Annotated in this window: 23 protein-coding genes; 15 read left to right on the forward strand and 8 right to left on the reverse strand. The window is 48.8% G+C overall.

Annotation, left to right across the window (positions count from 1 at the left end):
* Positions 1-252 precede the first annotated feature (252 nt).
* From QEZ41_RS07655 to QEZ41_RS07665, 3 genes are read right to left on the reverse strand one after another with little or no spacing between them, the layout of a single operon-like run.
* Positions 253-1,647 carry an efflux transporter outer membrane subunit gene (locus tag QEZ41_RS07655; RefSeq protein ID WP_289410811.1) on the reverse strand — a complete coding sequence of 465 codons (1,395 nt, stop codon included), beginning with the start codon at positions 1,645-1,647 and terminating at the stop codon, positions 253-255.
* Positions 1,644-4,775, reverse strand: coding sequence for an efflux RND transporter permease subunit (locus QEZ41_RS07660; RefSeq protein WP_289410812.1), 3,132 nt, complete (start codon positions 4,773-4,775; stop codon positions 1,644-1,646). The genes QEZ41_RS07655 and QEZ41_RS07660 overlap by 4 nt, the downstream gene beginning before the upstream one ends.
* 12 nt (positions 4,776-4,787) lie before the next feature.
* A complete protein-coding gene (locus QEZ41_RS07665; RefSeq protein ID WP_289410813.1) occupies positions 4,788-5,924 on the reverse strand; it encodes an efflux RND transporter periplasmic adaptor subunit in 1,137 nt (378 codons plus the stop codon).
* A 306-nt stretch (positions 5,925-6,230) separates the two neighbouring features.
* Here QEZ41_RS07665 and ybaK point away from each other — a divergent pair, with 306 nt between their 5' ends.
* Positions 6,231-6,698 (forward strand): Cys-tRNA(Pro) deacylase, encoded by a 468-nt coding sequence (gene ybaK / locus QEZ41_RS07670; RefSeq protein ID WP_289410814.1) that lies wholly within the window; start codon positions 6,231-6,233, stop codon positions 6,696-6,698.
* 130 nt (positions 6,699-6,828) lie between these two features.
* Here the strand turns inward: ybaK and QEZ41_RS07675 are convergent, their stop codons facing one another.
* Positions 6,829-7,722: a DNA-3-methyladenine glycosylase family protein gene (locus tag QEZ41_RS07675; RefSeq protein ID WP_289410815.1), complete on the reverse strand. Its 894-nt coding sequence runs from the start codon at positions 7,720-7,722 to the stop codon at positions 6,829-6,831.
* A 440-nt stretch (positions 7,723-8,162) separates the two neighbouring features.
* Between QEZ41_RS07675 and QEZ41_RS07680 the strand changes: the two genes are divergently transcribed.
* Positions 8,163-9,104, forward strand: coding sequence for a ketoacyl-ACP synthase III (locus QEZ41_RS07680; RefSeq protein ID WP_289410816.1), 942 nt, complete (start codon positions 8,163-8,165; stop codon positions 9,102-9,104).
* Here QEZ41_RS07680 and mltF read toward each other — a convergent pair.
* Positions 9,091-10,566, reverse strand: coding sequence for a membrane-bound lytic murein transglycosylase MltF (gene mltF / locus QEZ41_RS07685; protein ID WP_434556803.1), 1,476 nt, complete (start codon positions 10,564-10,566; stop codon positions 9,091-9,093). The two genes, QEZ41_RS07680 and mltF, sit on opposite strands and share 14 nt — an antisense overlap.
* A 122-nt stretch (positions 10,567-10,688) precedes the next feature.
* Here mltF and QEZ41_RS07690 point away from each other — a divergent pair, with 122 nt between their 5' ends.
* The 4 genes from QEZ41_RS07690 to QEZ41_RS07705 all read left to right on the forward strand — a co-directional run bounded on the left by QEZ41_RS07690 (position 10,689) and on the right by QEZ41_RS07705 (position 15,219).
* Positions 10,689-12,008 (forward strand): Na+/H+ antiporter family protein, encoded by a 1,320-nt coding sequence (locus QEZ41_RS07690; protein WP_289410819.1) that lies wholly within the window; start codon positions 10,689-10,691, stop codon positions 12,006-12,008.
* A 105-nt stretch (positions 12,009-12,113) separates the two neighbouring features.
* Positions 12,114-12,641, forward strand: a complete 528-nt coding sequence (locus QEZ41_RS07695) for a hypothetical protein (RefSeq protein ID WP_289410820.1) — start codon at positions 12,114-12,116, stop codon at positions 12,639-12,641.
* A complete protein-coding gene (locus QEZ41_RS07700; protein WP_289410821.1) occupies positions 12,641-13,537 on the forward strand; it encodes a M48 family metalloprotease in 897 nt (298 codons plus the stop codon). The genes QEZ41_RS07695 and QEZ41_RS07700 overlap by 1 nt, the downstream gene beginning before the upstream one ends.
* 14 nt (positions 13,538-13,551) lie before the next feature.
* Entirely contained in the window at positions 13,552-15,219 is a 1,668-nt protein-coding gene (locus QEZ41_RS07705) for a CHASE2 domain-containing protein (RefSeq protein ID WP_289410822.1), read from the forward strand.
* Between the two features lie 10 nt (positions 15,220-15,229).
* Here QEZ41_RS07705 and QEZ41_RS07710 read toward each other — a convergent pair whose 3' ends face one another.
* Positions 15,230-16,369: a methyltransferase gene (locus QEZ41_RS07710; protein ID WP_289410823.1), complete on the reverse strand. Its 1,140-nt coding sequence runs from the start codon at positions 16,367-16,369 to the stop codon at positions 15,230-15,232.
* A 70-nt stretch (positions 16,370-16,439) separates the two neighbouring features.
* On the opposite strand from QEZ41_RS07710, the gene QEZ41_RS07715 reads away from it, so the two are divergent.
* Positions 16,440-17,216, forward strand: a complete 777-nt coding sequence (locus tag QEZ41_RS07715) for a ferredoxin--NADP reductase (protein WP_289410824.1) — start codon at positions 16,440-16,442, stop codon at positions 17,214-17,216.
* Between the two features lie 69 nt (positions 17,217-17,285).
* Here QEZ41_RS07715 and QEZ41_RS07720 read toward each other — a convergent pair whose 3' ends face one another.
* Complete coding sequence (locus tag QEZ41_RS07720) at positions 17,286-17,702, reverse strand: carboxymuconolactone decarboxylase family protein (protein ID WP_289410825.1); 417 nt, start codon at positions 17,700-17,702, stop codon at positions 17,286-17,288.
* Positions 17,703-17,801: 99 nt separating this feature from the next.
* Here QEZ41_RS07720 and QEZ41_RS07725 point away from each other — a divergent pair, with 99 nt between their 5' ends.
* The 3 genes from QEZ41_RS07725 (at position 17,802) to QEZ41_RS07735 (ending at position 20,348) form a co-directional block, all read left to right on the forward strand.
* A complete protein-coding gene (locus QEZ41_RS07725) occupies positions 17,802-18,200 on the forward strand; it encodes a thiol-disulfide oxidoreductase DCC family protein (RefSeq protein WP_289410826.1) in 399 nt (132 codons plus the stop codon).
* Positions 18,201-18,312: 112 nt separating this feature from the next.
* Positions 18,313-19,995, forward strand: coding sequence for a dihydroxy-acid dehydratase (gene ilvD / locus QEZ41_RS07730; protein WP_289410827.1), 1,683 nt, complete (start codon positions 18,313-18,315; stop codon positions 19,993-19,995).
* Positions 19,996-20,012: 17 nt separating this feature from the next.
* Positions 20,013-20,348: a YkgJ family cysteine cluster protein gene (locus tag QEZ41_RS07735; protein WP_289410828.1), complete on the forward strand. Its 336-nt coding sequence runs from the start codon at positions 20,013-20,015 to the stop codon at positions 20,346-20,348.
* Positions 20,349-20,371: 23 nt separating this feature from the next.
* Here QEZ41_RS07735 and QEZ41_RS07740 read toward each other — a convergent pair whose 3' ends face one another.
* Entirely contained in the window at positions 20,372-20,989 is a 618-nt protein-coding gene (locus QEZ41_RS07740) for a GNAT family N-acetyltransferase (RefSeq protein ID WP_289410830.1), read from the reverse strand.
* Positions 20,990-21,134: 145 nt separating this feature from the next.
* On the opposite strand from QEZ41_RS07740, the gene QEZ41_RS07745 reads away from it, so the two are divergent.
* From QEZ41_RS07745 to QEZ41_RS07765, 5 genes are all read left to right on the forward strand, one after another.
* Positions 21,135-21,401, forward strand: a complete 267-nt coding sequence (locus QEZ41_RS07745) for a DksA/TraR family C4-type zinc finger protein (RefSeq protein ID WP_289410831.1) — start codon at positions 21,135-21,137, stop codon at positions 21,399-21,401.
* Positions 21,402-21,585: 184 nt separating this feature from the next.
* Positions 21,586-22,062: a LabA-like NYN domain-containing protein gene (locus QEZ41_RS07750; protein WP_289410832.1), complete on the forward strand. Its 477-nt coding sequence runs from the start codon at positions 21,586-21,588 to the stop codon at positions 22,060-22,062.
* A 123-nt stretch (positions 22,063-22,185) separates the two neighbouring features.
* Positions 22,186-22,956: an EAL domain-containing protein gene (locus QEZ41_RS07755; RefSeq protein WP_289410834.1), complete on the forward strand. Its 771-nt coding sequence runs from the start codon at positions 22,186-22,188 to the stop codon at positions 22,954-22,956.
* A gap of 205 nt (positions 22,957-23,161) precedes the next feature.
* Positions 23,162-23,758, forward strand: coding sequence for a nucleoside deaminase (locus QEZ41_RS07760; protein ID WP_289410835.1), 597 nt, complete (start codon positions 23,162-23,164; stop codon positions 23,756-23,758).
* A gap of 119 nt (positions 23,759-23,877) precedes the next feature.
* Positions 23,878-24,300 (forward strand): CBS domain-containing protein, encoded by a 423-nt coding sequence (locus QEZ41_RS07765; protein ID WP_289410837.1) that lies wholly within the window; start codon positions 23,878-23,880, stop codon positions 24,298-24,300.
* Positions 24,301-24,334: the final 34 nt, after the last annotated feature.

The raw sequence follows: 24,334 nt of genomic DNA on the forward strand, positions 1-24,334 counted from the left end.
GTTGCGCTCCTACCTAAGAGTGCGTTACACAGCACCGCTTTTGTGGCAGCCCAGCTTCTGGGCGATGCGGACTAAAAGCCAGCTTCGGTGCTGCAGGGCAATCATTCGCGCAAGAGTTGCGCTCCTACCTAAGAGTGCGTTACACAGCACCGCTTTTGTGGCAGCCCAGCTTCTGGGCGATGCGGACTAAAAACCAGCTTCGGTACTGCTGGGCAATCAATCGCGCAAGAGTTGCGCTCCCAAAAATTAAAGCTACTCCGCGGTTTCGCTTGTTGCTTGGTAGCTACCACCCAGAGATTTATAGAGATTGATCTCGCTGGTCAGCAGCGCCAGTTGCGTATTGATGCGTTGTTGCTGAGTGCTGAAGAGTAAACGCTGGGCATCAAGCAAGGTGAGTTGGTTATCCACCCCTTCGCGGTAACGGCGTTCGGCCAAATCAAGGTAGGCTTGGCTGGATTCCAGCAGCTTATCTTGCGCAGCCAGCTGCTCGTTGTAGGTGCTGCGTGCGATTAGTCCATCAGCCACTTCTTGGAAAGCGGTTTGAATGCTTTTTTCGTACTGCGCAATGCGTATATCTTTTTGCACTTTGCTGTAATCTAAGCTGGCTTTGAGTCGACCTGAGTTAAAGATCGGCAGGCGCAACTGGGGTTGAAACAACCAAGTACCGCTGCCAGAACTGAACAAGTCAGAGAGCTCATTGCTCATGCTGCCAGCCGTAGTCGTGAGGCTAATACTGGGAAAGAAAGCTGCACGTGCCGCACCGATATTGGCGTTGGCCGCTTTAAGCTGATGCTCAGCTTGTAGGATATCTGGGCGACGCTGTAGCAGTTCTGCCGGTAGCGCAACCGGCAACTCTGCAAGCTGCACGCTAGACAGCTCCACGTTTTGCTTTAATTCAGGAATAGGTGCGCCTAAAACCATCTGTAAGGCATTGCGGCTTTGCGCAACCTGACGCTGGAATTGCGCCAGACTTACGCGGGCATTATCAGCAGCCGTACGGGCTTGTTGTAGCTCCAGCGCTGAAGCAACGCCTGCGTCATAGCGGCTTTGCACCAGTTTTAGGCTGCTTTCATAGGTCTCTAAGGTGGATTGCACTAGTGCCAAGGAAGCCTGATCGGCTTGATGGCTTAACCAAGCCGTAGCGACGTTGGCGATGAGGCTGAGTTCGGCACTGCGCTGGGCTTGCTCACTAGCAAAATAGGTTTCTAATGCCTGTTGACGCAAGCTGTTTAAACGGCCGAAAAAGTCGATTTCCCACGCTGTGATACCCAAAGAGGCGGAGTACTGACTGTTAATAGTCGACTCCTCTGTGGGAGACATATTTTTGGGAATACGTTGTCTGTTGCCGCCACCAGCTGCATCCACAGCAGGGAATAGCGCACTACGATCAATGCGGTACTGCGCGCGAAAGGCTTCGACGTTGAGTGCTGCAACTCGTAAATCTTTATTGTGCTCAAGCGCTGTTTCAATTAAGAGCTGCAGGTTTTCATCCGCAAAGAAATGCTGCCAATCAGGCGTTTCTGCGTTTTGCTGTGCTTGTGCTTGCCAGCTTGCCGCAAAGGGTGCTTCGGGCTGTTGGTATTTTGGCGCCATGCTACAGCCGCTAAGACCTAAGGCAGCAGCCAAGGTTAAAGTGCGGAGCTTCATTCTGCATTCTCCTGTGTATTTGTATTGGCTTTGCGGCTAAATAAACTGGTGACTATCACATAGAAGAAGGGCACAAAGAATACGGCCATTACCATGGCTGCAATCATCCCGCCAATCACACCTGTACCAATGGCATGTTTACTGCCCGCACCGGCACCTGAGGAAATGGCCAGCGGTGTTACCCCAAGGATAAACGCCAGTGAGGTCATAATGATGGGACGGAAACGAATACGGCAGGCTTCAATGGTTGCCTCAGTCAGTCCCATACCTTGCTCGTACAAAGACTTAGCAAATTCAACAATCAAAATGGCGTTACGTGAGGACAAGCCAATAGTGGTGAGTAAGCCAATTTGGAAATAAACGTCATTGGACAGACCGCGACCGTAGGTGGCGAGTAACGCACCAATGATTCCCAAGGGTACGACTAAAATCACGGCAAAGGGTACTGACCAGCTTTCATACAGAGCCGCTAGACAGAGAAATACAACCAAGATCGAAATGGCGTAGAGCGATAATGCTTGGTCGCCCGAGAGACGCTCTTCATAGGAAAGTCCCGTCCACGACATGCCGATACCTGCAGGCATTTTTTGCATAATTTCTTCTACGGCCAGCATAGCGTCACCCGAACTGTAGCCCGGCGCAGCTGCACCTTGGATTTCCATTGCTGCAATACCGTTATAACGCGATAGCTTGGGTGGGCCAAACACCCACTCGCCGGATGCAAAACTGGAGAACGCAATCATCTTACCTTCGTTGTTGCGTACGTACCATTTGTCTAAGTCTTCCGGGTTCATGCGTGCATCAGCTTGACCTTGCAGCATGACTTTCTTAACCCGACCGCGGTCGATAAAGTCATTGATATAACTACTGCCCCAACCGATAGACAGGGTTTGGTTGATGTCGCTGAGGGTAATGCCCATGCTGCTGGCTTTTTCATCATCAATAGTCAGCTGAAACTGCGCCTCATCACGCAAGCCGTTCGGACGCACTTGGAATAAGCGCGGGTCTTGGTTAGCCAGTTGCACGAACTGGTCACGTGCCTGACTTAAGGTTTCATGGCCCACACTGGCGCGATCTTGTAAGAAAAAGTTAAAGCCCGAGGCGTTACCCAGCTCCATTACCGCAGGCGGGGCAAAGGCAAACACCATGGCATCACGCAATGAGAAGAAATGCATTTGCGCTCGCTGTGCTAGCGAGAATACATTCTGCTCAGGACGAGTACGCTCTTCCCAAGGTTTTAAGCCAATAAACGCCATGGCTGAGTTTTGTCCACGACCGGCAAAGTTAAAACCGTTAATGGTAAACACAGAGCGTACGGTGTCTGCCTCTTCTGTGAGTAAATATTCGCGCATCTGCTTAACTACATCATAGGTGCGCTCAAAACTAGAACCAGCTGGTGTTTGCACTTGCGCGTAAAGAACGCCTTGGTCCTCATCCGGCAAGAACGCGCTAGGAATCTTAGTAAACATCCAGCCCATAATGGCGACAATGATTAGGTACAAAAAGAAGTAGGGTGCTTTACGACGTAAGATGCTGCCTACACCGCGTTCATAGCCATTGACACCTTTTTGAAAGGAGCGGTTAAACCAGCCAAAAAAACCACGTTTTTCAATATTTTGACCTTTGGGGATAGGTTTAAGCATGGTGACGCACAGCGCCGGGGTAAAGATTAACGCTACCAGCACCGAAAGCACCATCGCTGCAACAATGGTGACGGAGAACTGCTTGTAAATAGCACCTACAGAACCCTCAAAGAAGGCCATAGGAATAAATACCGCCGACAACACCAAGCCAATACCGACCAGTGCGCCTTGAATCTGCCCCATCGACTTACGGGTGGCTTCAAGCGGCGGCAAACCCTCTTCTTCCATCACCCGTTCAACGTTTTCAACCACCACAATGGCGTCATCCACCAGCAAACCAATAGCCAAAACCATGGCAAACATGGTGAGGGTGTTAATGCTGTAACCAAAGGCAGCCAACACACCAAAGGTTCCTAGAATAACCACAGGCACGGCTAATGCGGGAATAAGCGTAACGCGCAGGTTTTGCAGGAATAAGTACATCACTAAGAACACCAGCGCAAAGGCTTCGGCTAGGGTGATGACTACACCTTTAATGGAAGCGGAAATTACGGGCGTGGTGTCATAAGGGTAGACAACTTTTAAACCTTGCGGAAAGAAGGGTTCAATTTCAGCAATGGTTTGCCGTACTGCTTTGGCGGTATCGAGTGCGTTGGCACCGGTTGCCAATTTGATACCTAAACCCGTTGCCGGCATGCCGTTAAACTCAGCGGTAATGGCGTAGTTTTCACCACCAAACTCAATATCGGCAACATCTTTCAGACGGACTTGTGCACCGTCATTTTTCACTTTCAGCAAAATATTGCCAAACTGCTCCGGTGTTTCTAGACGGGTTTTACCAATAATAGTCGCTGTGAGTTGTTGGCCGGGTGAGGCCGGCAAGCCGCCAAGCTGTCCCGATGAAACCTGTACGTTTTGTGTGCGTATGGCATTGGCGACATCAACGGGTGTTAACGCGAAGTTATTCAGTTTGGCGGGATCAAGCCAGATACGCATCGCATACTGCGCACCAAACACCTGGAAGTCACCCACGCCAGCAGTACGAGAAATAGCATCCTGTACGTTGGAGATAACATAATCAGCAATGTCATTCTTGTCCATGCTGCCGTCTTCGGAGACGAAACCCAACACCATTAAGAAGTTACGCGCGGATTTGGTCACGCGAATTCCCTGTTGTTGCACTTCTTGGGGCAGCAGCGGTGTGGCTAGCTGTAGCTTGTTTTGTACCTGCACCTGCGCGACATCGGGGTCGGTGGTTGGTTCAAAGGTCACGCTAATGGACATGCTACCGTCCGAGTTGCTTTCCGAGGAAATATAACGCAGACCATCAAGGCCGTTGAGCTGCTGCTCAATCACCTGCACGACGGTATCTTGCACTGTCTTAGCTGAAGCACCACGGTAGGACACGCTAATGCCAACGGTGGGCGGTGCAATGCTGGGGTATTGGTTAACGGGCAGCTTTAAAATAGACAAGCCACCAATCAACATGGTTACGAGGGCGAGAACCCAAGCAAAAATGGGGCGATCAATAAAAAAATTCGACATGAAGTAACTCGCTTATTTGGCTGAATCGGTGGAGTTGCTGTGCGCCACATTTTTAGCCGGATAAGTTTCTACGGTCACGCCCGGCTGAATAAACTGTAGCCCTTCAGTAATGATTCGGTCGCCGTCCTGCAAACCTTCGCTGACGAGCCAGAAATTGCCAGAGGTTCTTTCTGCTTTAAGGGTGCGCAATTCGACTTGATTGTCTTGGTTGACAACCATGGCGATAGCATCTCCTCTTGGGTTGCGTGATACACCTTGCTGAGGTGCCAAGATAGCTTGGCTGTTAACACCAGAAACAAGGCTGGCTTGGACAAACATGCCGGGTAATAGCAAACCGTCGGGGTTGGGGAATACTGCGCGCAGCGTGACAGAGCCGGTACTGGGATCTACAGAAACCTCAGAAAACTCAAGTGTGCCTTGGTGCGGATAGACGCTGCCGTCTTGTAGCTTTAAGCTCACCTGTGCTGCAGTTTCGCCAGCTTTTTCCAGCTGACCGCTGGCCATTTCGCGGCGTAAACGTAGCAAATCATTAGCGGATTGGGTTACATCCACATAAATAGGGTCCAGTTGTTGGATAACAGCCAGTTCTTGTACTTGGCCGTTATTAACCAGCGCCCCTTCGCTTACCGAGGAGCGTCCAATACGACCTGAAATAGGTGCAAGCACTTTGGTGTACTGCAGGTCAATTTTGGCTTTTTCAAGAGCGGCTTCTGCCTGTAGGCTGGCGGCTTTAGCATCGTCGTATTGCTGACGGCTAACCGCTTGGTCGGCCACTAGGGTTTTATAGCGCTCAGCTAAGGAGCTTGCTGAAAGGTAGCTTGCTTGTGCGCTCTTCAGTGTGGCGGCATAGATAGCGGGATCGATTTGGTACAGCTGCTGATTAGCCTTAACCTCGCTGCCTTCTTTAAATAAGCGCTGTAAAACGATTCCACTAACCTGTGGCCGAACTTCAGCGATGCGATACGCAGCAGTACGCCCCGGGAGTTCGCTGGTGAGAGTGTAGGCTTGGGTAGTGATAGTGTAGATGCCCACTTTGGGTGCAGGCTGGGCTTGCTGCGGGGTTTCATCGGGTGCATTACAAGCGCTGATCAATAGGCTGGTAGCCAAAGTTAACGATAAAGCCTTGGCGCGAGAAAAAGGATGATTCATGTCGAGCAGTCCTGAAATTGGGTTGTAACACTTAAAGTAACGTGGTCACTTTAAACAACAATAAAAATAAAATACCGACTAATTAGAGCTACCTAGCTAGAAGAACCTTGGTGAGTGCCTAGCAGATGATTTTGAGCTGTTTTTATTATGTCTGCGTTAATGCTGACGCGAGGGAAAAAAGCAACTCTAATTATGAACTCTATTAAGCGTAGAATACAGTGTTTTTGGGTAGGGCAGTAATATACATACATTGATGTATGTTAGTAAACCGACAAAGCGTGAGTATTTATTTCAAGGGTTCTGTAGATGACTCCAGCGATCAATTTGCTTAAGAAGAAAAAAATAAACTATCAAATACATAGCTATGAGCATGATCCCCGTGCAGCTTCCTATGGCCTAGAAGCAGCGGAAAAGCTGGCTTTAGATCCAGCGCGGGTATTTAAAACGTTGCTGGTGCAAACAGAAGCCAAAGAGCTGTTGGTGGCGATTTTGCCGGTTAAGAACAGTTTGAATTTAAAACAGCTTGCCAGTGCAGCTAAGGTGAAGAAACTTGAAATGGCTGATCCCCAGCAGGCGCAGCGCACCACAGGTTATCTTTTGGGCGGGATAAGTCCTCTAGGACAGAAAAAAGCGTTGCGTACCTTTGTGGATCAAAGTGCTGCGGATTTTGCGACTATCTTTGTCAGTGCCGGCAGGCGAGGTTTGGAGATTGAATTGCAGGCTGACGATCTGTTGCAGTTAACCGCTGGAGTTTCGGCAGAGATTACGGCTTAGCGCTCCAACCAAAGGACGGGTGGGCATTCTGTGCTGTTGTTTTTGCACCAAGGCGCTGCACCTGCGGGAGCGCAACTTTTGCGCGAAGTGGAGTGCGCTCCATTCAAGAAGTCAAACCCCAGCTGACGCGTTATGCCGCTAGGCCGGCTGATTGCCACAGATGCGCCGCTGCCAGCGCGCGCCAAGGGGCAAATTGGGCGAGCCAGGCTTGGGTTTGTTTGGCGCTGATGGTTTCTTGGTTGAGCACTATTTTTAAATAGCGCTGTACAGCCGCATCGCCATGCACTGAGCTATCTAGCCAAGCACAGCCGCGCATCAGTGTGTAATTGACCGTCCACGGACCGATGCCGCGTATGCGCAGTAATTGCTCTTGTAGCTGCTCTACTTGCTGTGCGTTACTTTGATAATCAATCTGAATCACACCCCCAGCGATTTGCTGGCTAACCGTTTGCAGCGCTTGGGCTTTAGTGTTTGACAGGCCAACACTTCTAAGTTGTTCAACACTAAACTGGCTAACCTGCTGCGCATTTGGGTAACACAAAAAGCCACTGCTGTGGCTGTGATTAATAAGCTGAATAAGTTTTCTGCGTAAACTCACAGCAGCGGCAACGCTGACCTGTTGCCCAAGTATGGCCCAGCTCACGGCTTCAAACGGCGTGGTGGTTTGGGCAAAACGTAAGCCTCGTTGCTGTTGAATAATAGCGCCCAACTGTGGATGCGTTAAGAAGGCTTGCTCAAAACCGCTGACATCCTGCTGAAGCCCGGTAATGTGTTCAATCCAAGCATTAAAGGGTTCTTGCGCATATGAACCCTTAGCAGGGTTATCAATTTGCAGTTCAGCTTGTACATGTGAAGGAGTAAAAACCAAGCTCAATAATGCTGGCTGCTGTTGGTACATCAACGCCTTAATAATGGTTTGTCCGTCAATTTTTTCAGAGGGACTGTGCGGATCGCGCAGATAAAAAGAGAGAAAATCCTGCACGCGGAAATTATTTGGAAGTTTAACTTGGTAAGATAGCTGCATAGTTTTGGCTTGAGTTTTAAGTGTTTTCAATGGATAGGCGTTTGAGTGTCGGTAAAGATTAAGCTTACGTCTTTTAGCCTATGGTAGTGTATGTGTCGTTTGTGTATGTTACTGCGTCACAGAGGGTATTGTTGGTTGGTGTACTCTATTTGAAGTATATATTTTTAGCTGTTGGTGACTGGCAAGTCTGAACTAGAGCCGCTAGTCATCCGTGCGAGTTTAGTAAGCACTGAATAATTATCTACGTTGTTAGGGCGTTGTTAAAAATCGGCTCAAAATGCTCATTTACTTCGTGTAAACTGCGCTTTTTCGCCGATTTGATTCGCTCGCGCTCACCCTTTGGGCCAGCCTTTGGCTGTTACTCCCGTTGGTCTTTGCGCCTAGCCCTGACGGCCTTGCAAACATTATTCAGCGCTTTCTTTAGTATTGGAAAAAACACAATGATCGGTATTCGCAGCATAGCAAGTTACATCCCGGAAGGCAGAATTGATAACGTTGCGCAGGCACAGTCGTTTGGGCGTGACGAAGAGTTTGTGGTCAATAAGCTAGGCACTAAGACCTTATCGGTAAAGGATGAGGCGCAGGAAACCTCCGATCTGTGCGTCAAGGCCGTAGACAATTTATTAGCGAAGAACCCACAGCTAAAAAAAGAAGATATCCAAGCCTTGGTGGTGATTACACAAAATGGTGATGCCGAGGCGTTGCCACATACCTCAGCAATCGCGCAGCACAAACTTGGTTTGCCAACGACCACCGCGTGTTTTGATATTTCTTTAGGCTGTTCTGGCTATGTGTACGGCTTATATATAGTGCAAGGCTTTATGCAGGCTACAGGCATGAAAAATGCGGTAATGGTTACCGCGGATCCCTACTCAAAAATCATGGATCGCAATGACCGCATGACTACTTTGCTGTTTGGCGATGCCGCTACAGCTACCTGGATGACCAGTGATGAGCCTGTGTGGAAATTAAGCGCGCAAAGCTTTGGTGGTGATGGCGCAGGGGCTGAGTATCTGAAGGTTGAAGACGGCCATTTCTTTATGAATGGTCGTCAGGTATTTAATTTCGCCAGTGTAAAAATTATTCCCAATATGCAGGAAGTGCTCGATAAGGTTGGACTGAGCTTTGCTGATGTACAAGCGATTTGTCTGCATCAGGGCAGTGGTGCAATTGTTGACGCGATTGCTAAGCGTCTGGGTGAAGAGCATGCCGAGAAAGTCATCAAGGATATGTTTGGTGCTGGCAATACAGTTTCTTCTTCCATCCCTATGCTACTTGAGCACTATGCGGATAATCCGCAATGGAAGAATGTGCTGATTAGCGGTTTTGGTGTGGGGCTGTCGTGGGGCTCTGCTTTACTGCAGCGCGTTAATTCTCAGTAGTTGTTTGTGTTTTAATTCCCGGGGCATGCAGAATTTGCCCCGCAATGCTGGTGTCTTCCAACTGTGGTTGAGTGACCCAGGTAAGAATGTCGTAATAACGGCGAATATTATTGACATAGTGTACCGGCTCGCCGCCACGGGCATAGCCATAACGGGTTTGGCTGTACCACTGTTTTTCCGCTAAGCGCGGTAAGTGCAGACGTACATCCAGCCAACTGTTGGGGTTAAAACCGGCTTTTTCCGTCAGCATACGCGCATCTTCTAAATGACCTAAACCAACGTTGTAAGCGGCTAAGGCAAACCACAGTCTGTCCTGTTCACGTACGCCATCATCAAGGCGATCGAGCATTTGTGCTAAGTATTGCGCGCCACCGCGAATACTTTGTAATGGATCTAGACGGTTCATGACGTTCACTTCTTTCGCCGTAGCCATGGTTAGCATCATAATCCCGCGCACCCCTGTCTTAGAGCGTGCCATAGGATCCCAGTGTGATTCTTGGTAGGCCGTAGCAGCTAATAAACGCCAGTCTAAATTAAACTTGGTCGCATTGCGGCGAAAAGAGGTTTCGTAGCGTGGTAGACGTTGTTGTAGGTGTTTGGCAAACGAATTAACCCCCACATAACCAAGCGTATCGACGTGACCAAAATAACGCTCACTAAGCTGAGAGATAGTTTCATCTTGCTCAAGCCGGCTGAAAAACGTATTAATTTCAGTGATTAGGCTGTCGTCTAGTGTGGTAAATGCCCGGTTTAAAGCCCATTGCAGCTGCATACTGGGATTCAAGCTAAACGCAAGTTGGATATTGGGGAAATAAACCTGATTCATCGCCAGCTCGTTGGAGTTAACCAAGGTGGCATCAATTTGGTTTTCGTCCACCATGCGCAGCAAGTCGATTGTTTCTACTTGGTCAGAGACCTCAAAACTTAGCTCGGGATGTTCTTGTTGCAGCTGCAATAGGCGTTCTTCATGCACGCTGTCTTTGACGATTAAAATACGTTTACCGACAAGATCTTTGGCTTGTTTGGGTCGTTTTGAGCGACTGTTATAAATAACCTGCGGCACAACATCTAAATACCCATCGGTGAACTTGGCTTGGTGTTCACGTCTTGGGCTGTACGTGATGCCCGCCGCCAGCAGTGCAGGGCCTTTGGGGTCTTGTAGGCGTGCAAACAACAGCTCGATGTTATCAGCTGTTTCTATGGCTAGTTCGACGCCAAGGTGTTCGGCAAAGCGTTTAACCAGTTCATACTCAAAGCCGGTTTCGCCATTTTTGTCTTGGAAGTAAGTGGCAGGCGTATTGCGGGTAATCACATGCAGCGTGCCTTGTTCTTTGATTTTTTCTAGAACAGTAAGCGTCTTAAAAGGGCTGTCATCTGTACAGCTGTTAAGCAGTAAAGAACAGAGCAAAATTATCCAAAAGGAACGGAAATGAACTTGGGGGCTAGTGTTTTTTATACGCATATTTTGCAGTATACAAAGAAGCCTAGGCTTGGCAAGACTGTGGGCTTAATTGCAATTATTTTTTGACTCTAAGGCTGTATTGACGCACAGTACGCGCGTTTTAAAATCAAAAAGGATTAATGATGAACGCTGTTGTTGTGGCCGTTGCGCTCATGCTGGTGCTTAGTTTGCTCCGTGTGCATGTTGTGGCAGCGCTGATTATAGGGGCTATTACCGGTGGTTTGCTGGGCGGTTTGGGTGTCGAAAACACCCTAGCAGCTTTTAATAAAGGTTTGGGTGGTGGGGCAACAGTTGCTTTGTCCTATGCATTGCTGGGCGCGTTTGCGGTAGCCATTGGTAAGTCCGGTGTGGCCGATGCTTTAGCCGAAAAAATTCTGGCCATGATCGGTCGACAAGAGGGCAAGGGCGTCGAGATGGTCAAGCTGATGCTGGTGGCTTTACTGCTGATTGCGGCGATTTCCTCGCAAAACATACTGCCCATTCACATAGCCTTTGTACCGCTGCTGGTGCCACCGTTGCTGTATGTAATGAGCAAGCTGCAGTTGGATCGCCGCTTGATCGCTTGCGTGCTGACCTTTGGTTTGATTACGCCCTATATGTTTTTACCCGTGGGCTTTGGTGGGATTTTCTTAAAAGAAATCTTGCTGGCCAATGTGGCGCGCGGCGGGGTAGAGGTGGCTGATATTAGTGTGATGCAAGCCATGGCGATTCCTGCACTAGGTATGCTGGTGGGCTTATTAACGGCCATTTTCTTCAGTTACCGTGGCAAGCGCGTCTATGCACTGCCTGAGCGACAAGAGTCGGTTAAAACTACTAGCTCCTATAACCCTAAAAGCCTGCTAGCGGCTGCTGTCGCGGTAATAGTAGCCTTTGCTGCTCAGTTGTGGCTGGGTTCAATGATTATCGGCGCGCTATGTGGCTTTGTGGTGTTTTCTATTTCCGGTGTGGTGCGTTGGAAAGAGGTGGATGACTTGTTTACCGAAGGCATGAAAATGATGGCTATGATTGGCTTTATCATGATTGCCGCCTCGGGGTTTGCCGAGGTCATGCGCGAAACAGGTCAAGTGCAAACCTTGGTTGATGCCTCCGTGGCGATTATTGGCGACAGCAAAGCGACTGGCGCGTTGTTGATGTTGTTGGTGGGCTTGTTGGTGACGATGGGAATTGGCTCATCGTTCTCTACGGTGCCGATTATCGCCGCTATTTTTGTACCCTTAGCAGTGCAATTGGGCTTTGGTCCTTTGGCGATTGTAAGTCTAGTGGGCACCGCCGGTGCGTTGGGTGATGCAGGTTCACCTGCTTCGGACTCTACGCTAGGTCCAACCGCGGGTTTAAATATGGACGGTCAGCATAACCATATTTGGGATACAGTCGTGCCCACTTTTATTCACTACAATATTCCGCTAATCGTATTTGGTTGGATTGCAGCGATGGTGCTGTAGACTATCGCGTTTAGGTGAATATTCAATTAGACTGCCGTGCGAACGTGTCGGCAGCGAAGGGACTGATACTAAGTCATACATAGGTCGACTTATGAGGGGAGCTCTATGAAATTTCGACTTCAAACACTAACGCTAAGCTGTGCCTTGATGGGCGGATTAGTTATCTCCACGAATACGTTTGCAGAAACGCTATTATCGGATCAAGACTTACTCGCAGAGCCGAGCCCGAAAGCTGCTGCAGCGGGGCAAGGAAAAAAAGGCCAAGAAGTGAGCGTGCTGGCAAAAAAAGGGTTTTGGGTGCAGGTAAAAGCCGGTGAAGTGGTGGGCTGGACTAAGCTTAATAACGTTAAAGCCGAATCATCCAGTGTGGGGCTTGCTTCATTGGAAACGGGTCGTCAGGCCAGTGGTAATATCGTTTCCACTTCGGGTGTCAGAGGACTGGATGGCGGTGACTTGGAAAAAGCTCAACCTAATCCTGAAGAGTTCGCCAAGCTGGTTGCTTTTATGGAAAGCAAAGACAGCGCCGCTGCTTTCGCCAAAGCGGGTAAACTGCAAACGCGCACGCTTGATTATGTGCAAACGGGCACGCAAGCTAAATCCAAAAAATCAAGCAGCTGGCTGAAAAGGAAGTAATGATGAACTCAATAAAGAAAGTAACGCTGGCTATCTTGCTCACAACTATGAGCTTAACTGCAACGCAGGCGTGGGGTTTGGGTAAGTTTGCGGAGCGGCTTAAAAATCTACCGCTAAACAACCCCACCACTGAATCAAGCTCATCCGATAAAAAGAGCACCGAGGCCGCTGCATTAAACGTGCTGGTTGGGCTGGTCAAGACTGAGTCAACTGAGGAAGAAGTGGCCATGGGGCAGGATATGGCTTCGATGATCCTCGGTGCGGCCAAGCTGCATACCAACAAAAAAATTCAAAACTACGTCAATCTGGTGGGCAGAAATATAGCCAGTCAATCAGAGCGTCCAGACTTGCCTTGGACGTTTGGCGTACTTGATACCACATCTGTCAATGCGTTTTCAGCGCCCGGCGGCTATGTGCTAATCAGTAAGGGTTTGTATGACTTGCTGAAAACCGAAGACGAGCTCGCGGCTGTGTTAGGGCATGAAATAGCGCACGTGGTACACAAGCACCACTTTAATGTTATTAAAAAACAATCGATGGTGGCGCTTGGGGCTGATTTGGCTAACCAGAAAAACGATAAGAAAATCGCGCAAATGGCAACCTCTATGCTGGGTAACATGATGGCGCGTGGTTTGGATAAATCGTCCGAGTACGAAGCTGATCGTGATGGTCTTGTGTTGGCGGCGCGCGCGGGTTATGACTCTTCCGCCATGCTGCGCGTACTGGAAAGCTTAGAGCTGCATGGTAAGCGTGACCAAACTGCGTTGGCGCACATGTTTGCGACGCATCCGGCTCCTGCGGTGCGTGAGCAGGAAATCGTTAAAGTCGTGAATAGTGATATTGAAGCAGCTGCCGTTCTCAGTCCTGCACAAGGGCGTATTAAACACTATCGCTAAAGGATTAAGCGCTGATGAAAAAAGCACACAAAATACTGGGAATGACCGCCGCTGGCGCTACTTTGTTTCTAGGGGTAAGTCGGTTATGCCATGCTACCGGTACTAAATTTTACTGGTTGCTGGCGCTTGTGCTCAGTATGGCTGTGTTTTTTGCAACAGTGCTCGACGTCAAAATTGGCACGGTGGATGGGCGTGTGTATGACTCTGTGCTTAAGTATCGTTTAGCTTCTCCGGCGCCCTCTGCGGATGTGGTTATTTTAGATATTGATGAGAAAACCCTCGCCACGCTGGCGCCGATATACGGACGTTGGCCTTGGCAGCGTGAGGTTTTTGCCCAAGCAATTGCCGAGCTCGAAGCCAGCGAGGTCAAGGGGCTGATTGTTAATATCCTCTTTACCGACGCCGATCTGGGGCATGAGGACAGCGATGCCTTGCTGGACTTTGTTACCGCGGATACGCAGGTAACTGCCTATCCAATGGTTAGATTGCCGGCTGCTAATGATGAGCAAAGCCAGCTTAAGGCAAGCGCTATTCCTGGAGTGACTTTGCGCGGAGCTGCAGATCCAGCGGTGGCTGCTTTGCTTCCGTTTCTTGCGGGTATGCAGCAGTCGATGGGGATAGCCAATCTGCAAGCCGATGATGACGGTATCGTGCGGCAAATGAGCTTGCAGCACCAAGACGGCGAATGGGAAATGCCAACCTTGGTGGGTCGTGTGTTGGCGTTGGCTGGGGTGCAGCCGCAGGTCGATACAATGCCTTATTATTTGAATTGGCGTAATAAACGCGGCGCTTATCAGCGTGTGTCTTTCTCGGATTATATGCTTGCGCTCAATGGTGAGGGCGAGTTTGATACGGGTTTCTTCCAAGGTAAGTATGTTGTGCTGGGCGCTTCTGCACCGGGAATTAGCAATCTTAAACCGACCCCGATTAATCCGATTATGGATGACAACGAAATCCTTGCTACGGCACTTAATGATGCTGTGCAAGGCACCTATATCAGGCTGCTTCCCGCGTGGTTAATGGCCGTGGTGGCGATTGCCTTCCTGATCTTGCTGGCGGCTTTGTTTAGCGCAAAATACACACCTAAGAAACTGGATTTGCTGTTCACGGCGCTGGAATTGCTTGGCTTTGTGGTGCTGTTTGTTTCTGTCAGTTACAGCACTTATTTCCCCGATCTGTCGCCGATGTTGATGGCAGGACTTGCCTATTTTGTGGTGGCGCGTCTGTATGCCAATCTGGATGCACGCGTGGTTTCTGGCGCGCCTGAGCAGTTCAAGCATCTAAGCAAAAGCAATCCTGTAGCTTTCTCTGTTACCGCATTTACCCGTGATGCGCGCTGTAAAAAAGCTTGGGCAACTACACACAAAAAGCTGGAACAGGAGTTTGGGCTGGGCTTTGTGTTTTTAGTTAAAGAGCCGTTTTTGTCAGATAAAGTATTTGGTGCGCTGAATGATATTGGCTGCTTGATTGTAGTATCGCGTGATAAAACAGCAGAGACACTGGTGCAAGCCGTGCATGAGCAGCTTGAGCCAGCGCTGCTTGAGTATTTGCAGGGCGATGAGGTGTATGACATACCTCTGGCAGCGCAGGCAGACATCAAGCTGCTGCAGCGCTATATGTCAGGCAAGATAGCGCATGTGATTGGCAATGTGGATTTTCTTGGTGCGCGACCATCCTTGTAGCTTGATTCAGTTAAGCATGCTCGGCCTTACTTGCGCGCAACACGACAAATTTGGGCAGCGCGGCAATTTGCTCGACATGGCTAAACCAACGTTTAAGTTTGACGTGATAGCCTAGATGCCTGTTGCCGACCAGCCAAAGCTCACCGCCGGGACGCAAGCAGCGTGCGGCTTGTTGAAACATACGCAGCGCCAAAAAATCACCCACTACCTGTTGCTGATGGAAGGGCGGATTGCAGAGCACCACATCCAAACTATTGGCCGTGAATGCCGCCAACCCATCACCCACGATGAACTGCGCTGGACGCTGAGCAAAAGCTGCGTGCCAGTTTTCTTGAGCGGAGCGTACCGCTGAATAAGCCTCGTCCAGCAAAATAAATTCCGCTGCAGGATTCTGCTGGGCACAAACCAACGCCAATACTCCATTGCCGCAACCAAGATCGGCGACCTGTTTGTGACCAAGGTTGTTAGGCAGGTGAGGTAAAAAAGCACGGGTGCCAATATCCAACCCTTCACGGCTAAAAATACCTGCATGATTAACCAGTTGTAGTCCGTACTCAGGTATTGAATAGCGACTGGGGTAGGGTGATTGAGCTGTGCGTATACCGCTTGGTGTTGCCCATAACAGGCGCGCTTTCTTTTTTGCCAAACTGGCCTGTACAGGGCCTATGTGTTTTTCTATCAGTTCACCTGCTGCGCGCGACAAGTGTTTGATCATAGCGCCGGCAACCACCAAGCTGTTGCTATCTATGTGTGGTTGTATGCGGATTAATTGTTGTTCGAGTAAGGCTAAAGTTTTGGGTATGTGCAGCAGTACGGCAGCAAAGGGTCCCTGAAGTTGCTCAGGCTGGCTAACAAAGTCAATACTGAGATGCTGCAGACTATTGCGCTGCTGGTTAATACCTAAGCCTTGTGCGGCCAAGTAGGAGTCACCACAGCTAGTCACCCGATAACCCGCCGCAGCCAAACTGAGTGCTAACGCACCAAAACTGTCATTGAGCAGTAGTACTGATGAGTGAGGCGGCAAAGCCCGCGCATGCAGTTCTTCTAGCAGGTATTCATCAGCCGCATTAAAGGCTTGTAAAGAGACGTGACTGTCTTGGGGTACACGAACCAAATCAAGAGATGCATAGGGATTAGAAAAAATAGGCATACAGTTTGTCTGTTTTAATTGGGCTGAAAAAGGCGTATGAATAGTACATCAGAACTTAAGGAGATGGAGTATGAATCCCAAAGAGGAAAAATTCACCGTTGAAACAATAACTTCAATTCACCAATGGACGCCTAATTTATTTAGTTTTCGTTGCACTCGCTTTGACGGATTTCGCTTTACTGCTGGGCAATTTGCCCGTTTAGGCGTGCGTACCAGTAAGGGCAATATTGTGTGGCGCGCTTATTCCATGGTCTCCAGCCCTTTTGATGAGTTTCTGGAGTTTTATTCCATCGTTGTGCCTGACGGGGAGTTCACTTCACAACTGAGTCAGTTACAGGTGTGCGACGAGATACTCATCGAAAAACAAGCGCAGGGTTTTTTAACCTTGGATCGCTTTGTCGATGGTGAAAACCTGTGGATGCTGGCGACTGGCACGGGCGTAGCACCCTTTTTATCTATTTTGCAGGACTTTGAGGTGTGGGAGCGCTTCGCCACTGTTGTGCTGGTGTTTAGCGTGCGCACTGAAGCGGAGCTGGCGTATCAAGAACTGTTGCGGGAAATACTCAGCCGCGAATACATCAAGCCCCATGCGCATAAGTTTAAGTTTATTCCAGTGGTTACCCGCGAGGAGGTTGATGGCTGTTTAAGTCAGCGCATCACGAAGCTGATTGAAAACGGAGAGTTGGAGCGCAAGGCAGGCACACCATTGAGTGTTGAAGATTCGCGGGTTTTGATTTGTGGCAACCCGCAAATGGTCGATGACAGCCGCAAGCTGTTGAAAACCAGAGATATGCAGCTGTCACTTACGCGCCGGCCCGGTCAGGTGGCAGTGGAGAACTATTGGTAGTCAAAGGTTATCAACCAATGAACGTCAGCGCCTTTGGAAATTCCGACCGCAGCACAAAATACCGTGCTGCTAGGAGCTCAAAGCTGAGGTGTCAACAGTTACGCCTTGTTCTTTAAAGACTTCTTTGGTGACGGTTAACGCATTCAGCACACTTGGGAAACCTGTGTAGGGAATCAGATGCATAATGCAACCAACGATTTCTTCAGGCGTTAAGCCCACCGCCAGCCCCGTTTTGATATGCATGGCAATTTGCGGTTTGCCTTGGGCAACCAGTGCGGTGATGGTGGTGAGCACTTTTTGTTTGTTGTCTAAGCCGGGGCGTGAATAAATCTCGCCAAAAGCAAACTCAACGACATACTTGGTTAAATCCGGTGCTATGTCTTGAAAATCTGCGCCGATATTCATAAACCCCGTTGGGTTGCTATCAGGTGAGGCGGTTAGTTCTTGGATTTTGTTGATACCTTTTTGGTAAAGATCGCTGGCCATGGTTAGGGCTTCCTTAGTGGGTGAGTCATTTTAGATAAGCAGCACTGTGAAGGCCGCTCCACAAATACAAAGCTGAAGCGTACCTAAAATGAGGTGCTTTTGTTAGCTGCAGCGGTGTTGTCCCCGAATTTCTCGTTTTGTGCTCTTGGAGGGGTTATGGAAAAACACCAAGTAATTATTTTTGATGGCGCGTGTAACCATTGCAATGGTGCAGTTAATTTCATTATCAAAAGAGATGCGCAGGAGGTGTTTAAATTTTCTTCTATGCAAAGTGAAACAGCCCAACAGCTGATGACAAAACATGGCATTCAAGGGTTGAGCGAAGACAGTTTTATTTTGTTCAAAAGCGGGCAGTGTTTTGCTCGCACCAATGCCGCACTGGAAATAACCCGGCATTTGGGTGGGTTATGGTTTTTGCTCAGGGTGTTTAAAATCGTGCCATCGATTATTAGAGAATATTTTTATCGACTGCTGGCGCGCGCGCGCCTGTATCTATAATCCTTGGCTGCTAATCTATTAATGCGCTGGACTCAGCGTCTCGAACGTCGGGTATTTTGAGCTTTTCTTTGGGCTTATAGTGGCCAATTAACTGCGTGCTATTGGAGCGAACATGACTACAAAAGATGATACCAACAGAAAATATTCTTCCGTTTTGGTCGATGGCATTCAAAAAGCTCCGGCACGTTCCATGCTGCGTGCGGTCGGTTTTGAGGATAAAGACTTTCAACGTCCGCAGGTCGGTATTGCTTCGACTTGGAGTCAAGTAACACCCTGCAATATACATATCAATGGTTTAGCCGATGAGGTGGCCAAGGGTGTGTATGGCGTAGATGCTAAGCCGGTGATTTTCAACACCATCACCATCTCTGACGGCATCGCTAATGGTTATCAGGGCATGAAATATTCCCTAGTGTCACGCGAGGTGATTGCCGACTCGGTGGAAACCGTTGTTGGCTGCCAAGGTTTTGATGCGTTAATTACCCTAGGGGGGTGTGATAAGAATATGCCGGGTTGCTTAATAGCTATGGCGCGCTTAGACCGCCCCTCATTATTTATTTATGGCGGCACGATCAAACCCGGTAAAAACCACACCGATATTGTATCCGTGTTTGAGGCTGTGGGTGCTAATGCGCGTGGTGATTTAAGCGAAGTAGAGGTTATTGCCATTGAAAAAAGCGCCATTCCAGGGCCCGGGTCTTGTGGTGGGATGTATACAGCAAACACCATGGCGTCTGCGATTGAAGCCTTGGGCATGAGTCTGCCGGGCAGTTCTGCTCAAGAGGCGGTGTCTGCTGAAAAGCGTACAGATTGCCAGCATGCTGGACAAGCTATTCGCTGGCTGATTGAGAACAATGTTAAACCCAGCGATATCATGACGCGCCAAGCTTTTGAAAACGCCATTACTGTGGTGATTGCCTTTGGCGGCTCAACCAATGCTGTGCTGCATTTATTAGCCATGGCAGATGCGGTCGGTGTCGAGCTGACGATTGATGACTTCACCGAAATTGGCAAGCGTGTGCCTGTATTAGCTGACCTGCGCCCATCGGGTCGCTACCTGATGTCTGACCTGATTGAGATTGGGGGTATCGCACCCTTAATGAAGCGCTTGCTGGACAAGGGGTTGTTGCATGGCGACTGCTTAACCGTCAACGGTAAAACACTGGCTGAAAACCTTGCGGGTGTAGAAGACTATCCTCCGGGACAGAAAATCATTATGCCATTTGATAAGCCGTTAAAAGCGGACAGTCATTTACGTATTCTGCGTGGCAGTCTTGCTCCAACCGGCGCGGTAGCCAAAATCAGTGGGCAAGAAGGGATGAAATTCACTGGTAAAGCGCGGGTGTTTAATTCAGAAGAGGAGTCCATGGCCGCTATCTTATCAGGTGCAGTGGTTGCCGGTGATGTGGTGGTGATTCGTTACGAAGGTCCTAAGGGCGGCCCGGGTATGCGTGAAATGCTTTCGCCCACCTCAGCCATTATGGGGCGCGGCCTAGGTAATGAAGTAGCGTTAATTACCGACGGTCGTTTTTCGGGTGGCAGTCATGGTTTTGTTGTTGGGCACATCACGCCCGAAGCTATGGTAGGTGGACCGATCGCTGTTATTGAAGACGGGGACACTATTGTGATTGACGCTGAAAAGGATGAAATTAATTTACTTGTCTCGGCAGAAGAAATGCAGCAACGCTTGAGCGCATGGCAAGCCCCAGAACCCAACGTCAAGCGCGGTGTGTTAGCTAAATACGCCAAAACGGTTGGTTCTGCTTCTGAGGGTGCGGTGACGGATGCATTTTAATATAACGTCCTTAAGCTATGTTATTGCAGCGAATTTATAACCTGAGCGTACTTATTATTAATAATCCAGCTAAAACTGATACAAACGGAATCAGTTGTGCCAATTGCCGAGCGTGCTGTTGCCGTTTAGAAGTTATACTCATTAGCCAAACAGGTGTTCCTGAGGAGCATATTGCGGTTGATGAGTGGGGTGGGGAAACCATGCTGCGTTTAGCCGATGGCTGGTGTTCTGCGCTGGACCGCGAAACTTACAGCTGCACTATTTACGAAAACCGTCCTTGGATTTGTCGCGAGTTTGAAATGGGTTCCCATGAGTGCCTTGAGGAGCGAGAGATCTTGAAGATAGTCCCTTAGCGCTCAGGTAGACACTGCTGCGTTTAGGTGTCTTGCTGGGCAGCGTGACGCATCATCACCCAGCTGGGAATGTCTAGGGTGGTCAGTGTGGCTAGAGTAGAAAAGCCGAATTTTGCATAGAGTTCAACGTTGCTTTGTTTGTCTGTTTCTAGGTAGAGGTTGTCCTCCTGGCCTTGGCTGCAGGCAAACTCAATCAGTTGTGTGCCGATGCCCTGTCCTTGCCATGCGGGCGCTACCGACAGTGGACCAAGGTGCCAGTGGGGTGTGGTTGGGTCGATGCGAGCCCAGGTACTTAGCCACGCAACCAGCCGCGCCGTACCGGCAGGGCTATTTGAGGTCAGTAGAGTTGGCAGCAGGCGCAGCAAGTCGAGCATTGAGGGCTGGCAGTGCCCCGGAGGTAACATGCCCAGTACACCAATCAAACACTCATCGTTAAAAATCCCATACAAATACCCTTTGCGGTACAGGTAGTTGAGCATTCCCGGAAAAAAGCGCTGCAGCCGCTGCTGGCGTAATGTGGCAACAGTACCAAACACTCTAATGTGAATAGGATTATCGCGCATGGCCTCAGCACAAAGCTTTGCCGCCGCGAGTAGGTCGCTTTTACGCAGTGGCTGAATGTCGTACGGCTGAGTAGTCATAGCAGTGCTCCTTACGATGAGTGTACTGCTTAGTCATTGGTCTGCAATAAGCACTTAGGCAGGGGGGTGATTGGGTTTGAGTGCGACTTGGCTGATCGGTTATGTGTAAACTTAAGTTGAGCTTGGTACGATTTAGGAGCTAGATATGGCAAGCGGTTGGACACGTGATGGTGCAGTGCAGGATCAAATCGACGCCAGTATTGAAGATGCAGTGCAGCAAGCAAGAAGTAATTTACAATCTGGAGAAAGCGCTCAGGTTTGTGAGGATTGTGATGCCAGCATTCCAGAAGCAAGACGCGCCGCAGTTCCGGGCGTGCGGCTGTGCATAACCTGTCAATCAGCCGCTGAGCAGGACGAGGTTGCCGTGGGCGGTATTAATCGTCGAGGCAGTAAAGACAGTCAATTACGCTGAACGCGCTTAAGAAGCCTCTGAATAACTACCTGCGTAGCTACCACTGCGTTAAAAACGTACTCAAAATGCTCATTTACTCGGTGTAAACTGCGCTTTTTCGCACGTTTTTGCCTTGTGTTAGCGTCCTCGGTAACGTTATTCAGAGGTTCCTTAACCGTGCAGATTTTTAACCCATGGGGTCACGATGCAAACAGTATCTATTTTGGTGGATGTGCAAAACGTCTACTACACAACCCGGCAAGCCTTTGGTCGCAACTTTGATTACAACAAATTTTGGGCTCATGCGACCCATAACAGAAAGGTGGTAAAAGCCGTTGCTTATGCGATTGAGCGTGGAGACGAAAAACAAAAGCAATTTCAAAATATTCTCAAAGCTATCGGTTTTGAAGTAAAGCTAAAGCCCTATATACAGCGCGCCGATGGCTCTGCAAAGGGTGACTGGGATGTGGGCCTGGCGCTGGATGCCATGGAGTTTGCCGAGCTAAGTGATACGGTTGTTTTAGTATCGGGTGATGGTGATTTTGATTTGCTGGTCGAGAGAATAAGACGCAAAAAAGACACTGCGGTAGAGGTCTATGGCGTTAAAAAGCTAACCGCGGATTCATTAATCCAGGCGGCAAGCAAATTTATTCCCATAGACTCAAGCTTGTTGCTTAATTGAATGGATTTGGCTACGTAAATCGGCGCGCATACAATCAAGTTGATGTTAAGCTAGGCTCTGAAAGTGATGCTGTGCAATATGTCAGCGCTCTGTTTGAATGTATCAGTGAATAAGGTCGAGAGAATGAACGAAGAGCCCATAATCTATGATAGGTTTTCGTGTAATAAATGCGCAGATAAAGGCAGCTTGGATTTTGATTTCACCATGGCATTTCAACCCATTATAAACTGCAAAGTTAAGCAAATTTTTGGTTATGAAGCCTTGGTTCGTGGCTTAAATAATGAGTCCGCTTACTCCATTATCTCCAAAGTAAACGATGATAACCGTTACTTATTTGATCAGCTGTGCCGCGTTAAAGCAATTGCGTTGGCCGCCAAACTAAAACTTGATTCGATGCTGAGTATTAATTTTCTACCCAATGCTATCTACAGACCTGAGCGCTGTATTCGTACCACGTTAGAAGCGGCTGAAAAATACGGTTTCTCAACCGATAAAATCATGTTTGAGTTTACCGAGGTTGAGAGAATTGAAGACAGCGATTTCATTAAGCAAATTGTTGAGTTCTATAAACAATCTGGCTTTAAAACGGCTATTGATGACTTTGGTTCAGGCTATGCAGGCTTGGGTTTGTTGGCAGATTTCCAGACCAATATTGTGAAGTTTGATATGGAGCTGATTCGTAATATCGATCAAGACGTATCACGGCAATCTATCATTAGAAACTGCTTAAACATTTTTTCAGATCTCAATATCCGCCCCTTGGCTGAAGGTGTCGAAACCCAAGGCGAGATGCGCTGGCTACGCGACGCTGGCATTGAGCTAATGCAGGGCTACCTGTTTGCCAGCCCGGGCTTTGAATGCTTACCAGCGGTTGATTTTAGCCAAATAAATTAAGTTGAGGAACCTCTGAATAACGTTACCGAGGACGCTAACACAAGGCAAAAACGTGCGAAAAAGCGCAGTTTACACCGAGTAAATGAGCATTTTGAGTACGTTTTTAACGCAGTGGTAGCTACGCAGGTAGTTATTCAGAGGCTTCTTGATACTGTGACCGTTATGGCTGCAGTATTTATAAAATAAGGACGTGTACGCGATACCTATGAAAGCTCTTCTAAATCAAAAAAGCGTTAAAACCGAGCAGGCATTAAGAGCCATCGCCCATATGCCAACCAGCAGCTTGGCTGTTTTAATGGATAAGGACTTTGCGCAGAGTTTAACAGATGACGACTTTATGCGTATTGCTGTGTTGCTGGCGCAAAAGAGCTATGACGAAGGCGGCTGCCCAATTGGTGCGGTAATAGTAGATAACACGACCAAGCAAATCCTTGGCAAGGGTCATAACACGTTGGTGCAAGATAACCATCCGTACAGCCATGGTGAAACATCGGCAATCAAGGATGCAGGGCGAATTGATTTTAGTGACACCACGCTTTATACCAGTCTGAGTCCCTGCGAGGTTTGCGCAACGTTGTTGTCTTTACGTGGCTTTAACCGCGTGGTCGTTGGTGACGTTACCAATGCTTCGGGCACTGAAGTATTCTTGCAGGAGCGAGGTATTCAGCTTGATATCCTCGAAGATGAGCAAGGAATAGCCTTGTACGCACGCTTTTGCTCGCAAAAGCCAGAACTAGAATTGGAAGATTGGCAGGGAGTCAGTGCTTGCCGCTCTATTGCTAACGCTAGGTCTTTAACGTAAGTATTGTGCGGCAGCCGGACCAACCCAGGGCAAAATTATCTCAATGTAATGCCTTATAAGTGCAGATCGGTTAATCTGGCTACTCTATAAAATTGTAGATTCGTTTTAGGAGAACTATCATGTTACCAGCCAATATGCCTGTTGATGAATTTACCACCCCTGACCCCATTACTGTCACCGAAGACATGAACATAGAAGAGCTGAATACATTGATGAGTGAGCATGCAATTCGTCACTTACCCGTTTTGCGCGATGGTGTGGCAGTGGGCGTGATCAGCGATCGTGATGTACGTCTGTGTGCCGGCTTGTCGTTGGCGGAAAGATTTCAAGTAAGTGCAGGCGATATAATGTCACCTGAACCTTTAACCGTGAGTTCCACCGCTGCGCTGGATGAGGTGGCGTTTCTTATGTCTGAGAACAAAATAGGCAGTGTGATTGTTCTGGAAGATGGTCAGTTTCTGGGTATCTTTACCGCTACCGATGCCTTAAATGCATTGATTGAAATAATTCGCAGTATGCCGCAGAGCTGTTCAGGCAGTTAAACAGGTTAGTAGTGTGGGAAAATAGCTTGCACGT

Origin of the sequence: Thiopseudomonas acetoxidans (assembly GCF_030362935.1) — a bacterium.
Classification (GTDB): Bacteria; Pseudomonadota; Gammaproteobacteria; order Pseudomonadales; family Pseudomonadaceae; genus Thiopseudomonas; species Thiopseudomonas acetoxidans.

Coding starts and splice junctions, on each gene's coding strand:
- QEZ41_RS07665 (WP_289410813.1), bottom strand. CDS start 5,924: ATGAATCATCCTTTTTCTCGCGCCAAGGCTTTATCGTTAACTTTGGCT.
- QEZ41_RS07675 (WP_289410815.1), bottom strand. CDS start 7,722: ATGCAGCTATCTTACCAAGTTAAACTTCCAAATAATTTCCGCGTGCAG.
- QEZ41_RS07755 (WP_289410834.1), top strand. CDS start 22,186: ATGAACGAAGAGCCCATAATCTATGATAGGTTTTCGTGTAATAAATGC.
- QEZ41_RS07735 (WP_289410828.1), top strand. CDS start 20,013: ATGTTATTGCAGCGAATTTATAACCTGAGCGTACTTATTATTAATAAT.
- mltF (WP_434556803.1), bottom strand. CDS start 10,566: ATGCGTATAAAAAACACTAGCCCCCAAGTTCATTTCCGTTCCTTTTGG.
- QEZ41_RS07680 (WP_289410816.1), top strand. CDS start 8,163: ATGATCGGTATTCGCAGCATAGCAAGTTACATCCCGGAAGGCAGAATT.
- QEZ41_RS07750 (WP_289410832.1), top strand. CDS start 21,586: ATGCAAACAGTATCTATTTTGGTGGATGTGCAAAACGTCTACTACACA.
- QEZ41_RS07760 (WP_289410835.1), top strand. CDS start 23,162: ATGAAAGCTCTTCTAAATCAAAAAAGCGTTAAAACCGAGCAGGCATTA.
- QEZ41_RS07765 (WP_289410837.1), top strand. CDS start 23,878: ATGTTACCAGCCAATATGCCTGTTGATGAATTTACCACCCCTGACCCC.
- QEZ41_RS07740 (WP_289410830.1), bottom strand. CDS start 20,989: ATGACTACTCAGCCGTACGACATTCAGCCACTGCGTAAAAGCGACCTA.
- ilvD (WP_289410827.1), top strand. CDS start 18,313: ATGACTACAAAAGATGATACCAACAGAAAATATTCTTCCGTTTTGGTC.
- QEZ41_RS07720 (WP_289410825.1), bottom strand. CDS start 17,702: ATGGCCAGCGATCTTTACCAAAAAGGTATCAACAAAATCCAAGAACTA.
- QEZ41_RS07715 (WP_289410824.1), top strand. CDS start 16,440: ATGAATCCCAAAGAGGAAAAATTCACCGTTGAAACAATAACTTCAATT.
- QEZ41_RS07705 (WP_289410822.1), top strand. CDS start 13,552: ATGAAAAAAGCACACAAAATACTGGGAATGACCGCCGCTGGCGCTACT.
- ybaK (WP_289410814.1), top strand. CDS start 6,231: ATGACTCCAGCGATCAATTTGCTTAAGAAGAAAAAAATAAACTATCAA.
- QEZ41_RS07655 (WP_289410811.1), bottom strand. CDS start 1,647: ATGAAGCTCCGCACTTTAACCTTGGCTGCTGCCTTAGGTCTTAGCGGC.
- QEZ41_RS07710 (WP_289410823.1), bottom strand. CDS start 16,369: ATGCCTATTTTTTCTAATCCCTATGCATCTCTTGATTTGGTTCGTGTA.
- QEZ41_RS07660 (WP_289410812.1), bottom strand. CDS start 4,775: ATGTCGAATTTTTTTATTGATCGCCCCATTTTTGCTTGGGTTCTCGCC.
- QEZ41_RS07700 (WP_289410821.1), top strand. CDS start 12,641: ATGATGAACTCAATAAAGAAAGTAACGCTGGCTATCTTGCTCACAACT.
- QEZ41_RS07690 (WP_289410819.1), top strand. CDS start 10,689: ATGAACGCTGTTGTTGTGGCCGTTGCGCTCATGCTGGTGCTTAGTTTG.
- QEZ41_RS07745 (WP_289410831.1), top strand. CDS start 21,135: ATGGCAAGCGGTTGGACACGTGATGGTGCAGTGCAGGATCAAATCGAC.
- QEZ41_RS07695 (WP_289410820.1), top strand. CDS start 12,114: ATGAAATTTCGACTTCAAACACTAACGCTAAGCTGTGCCTTGATGGGC.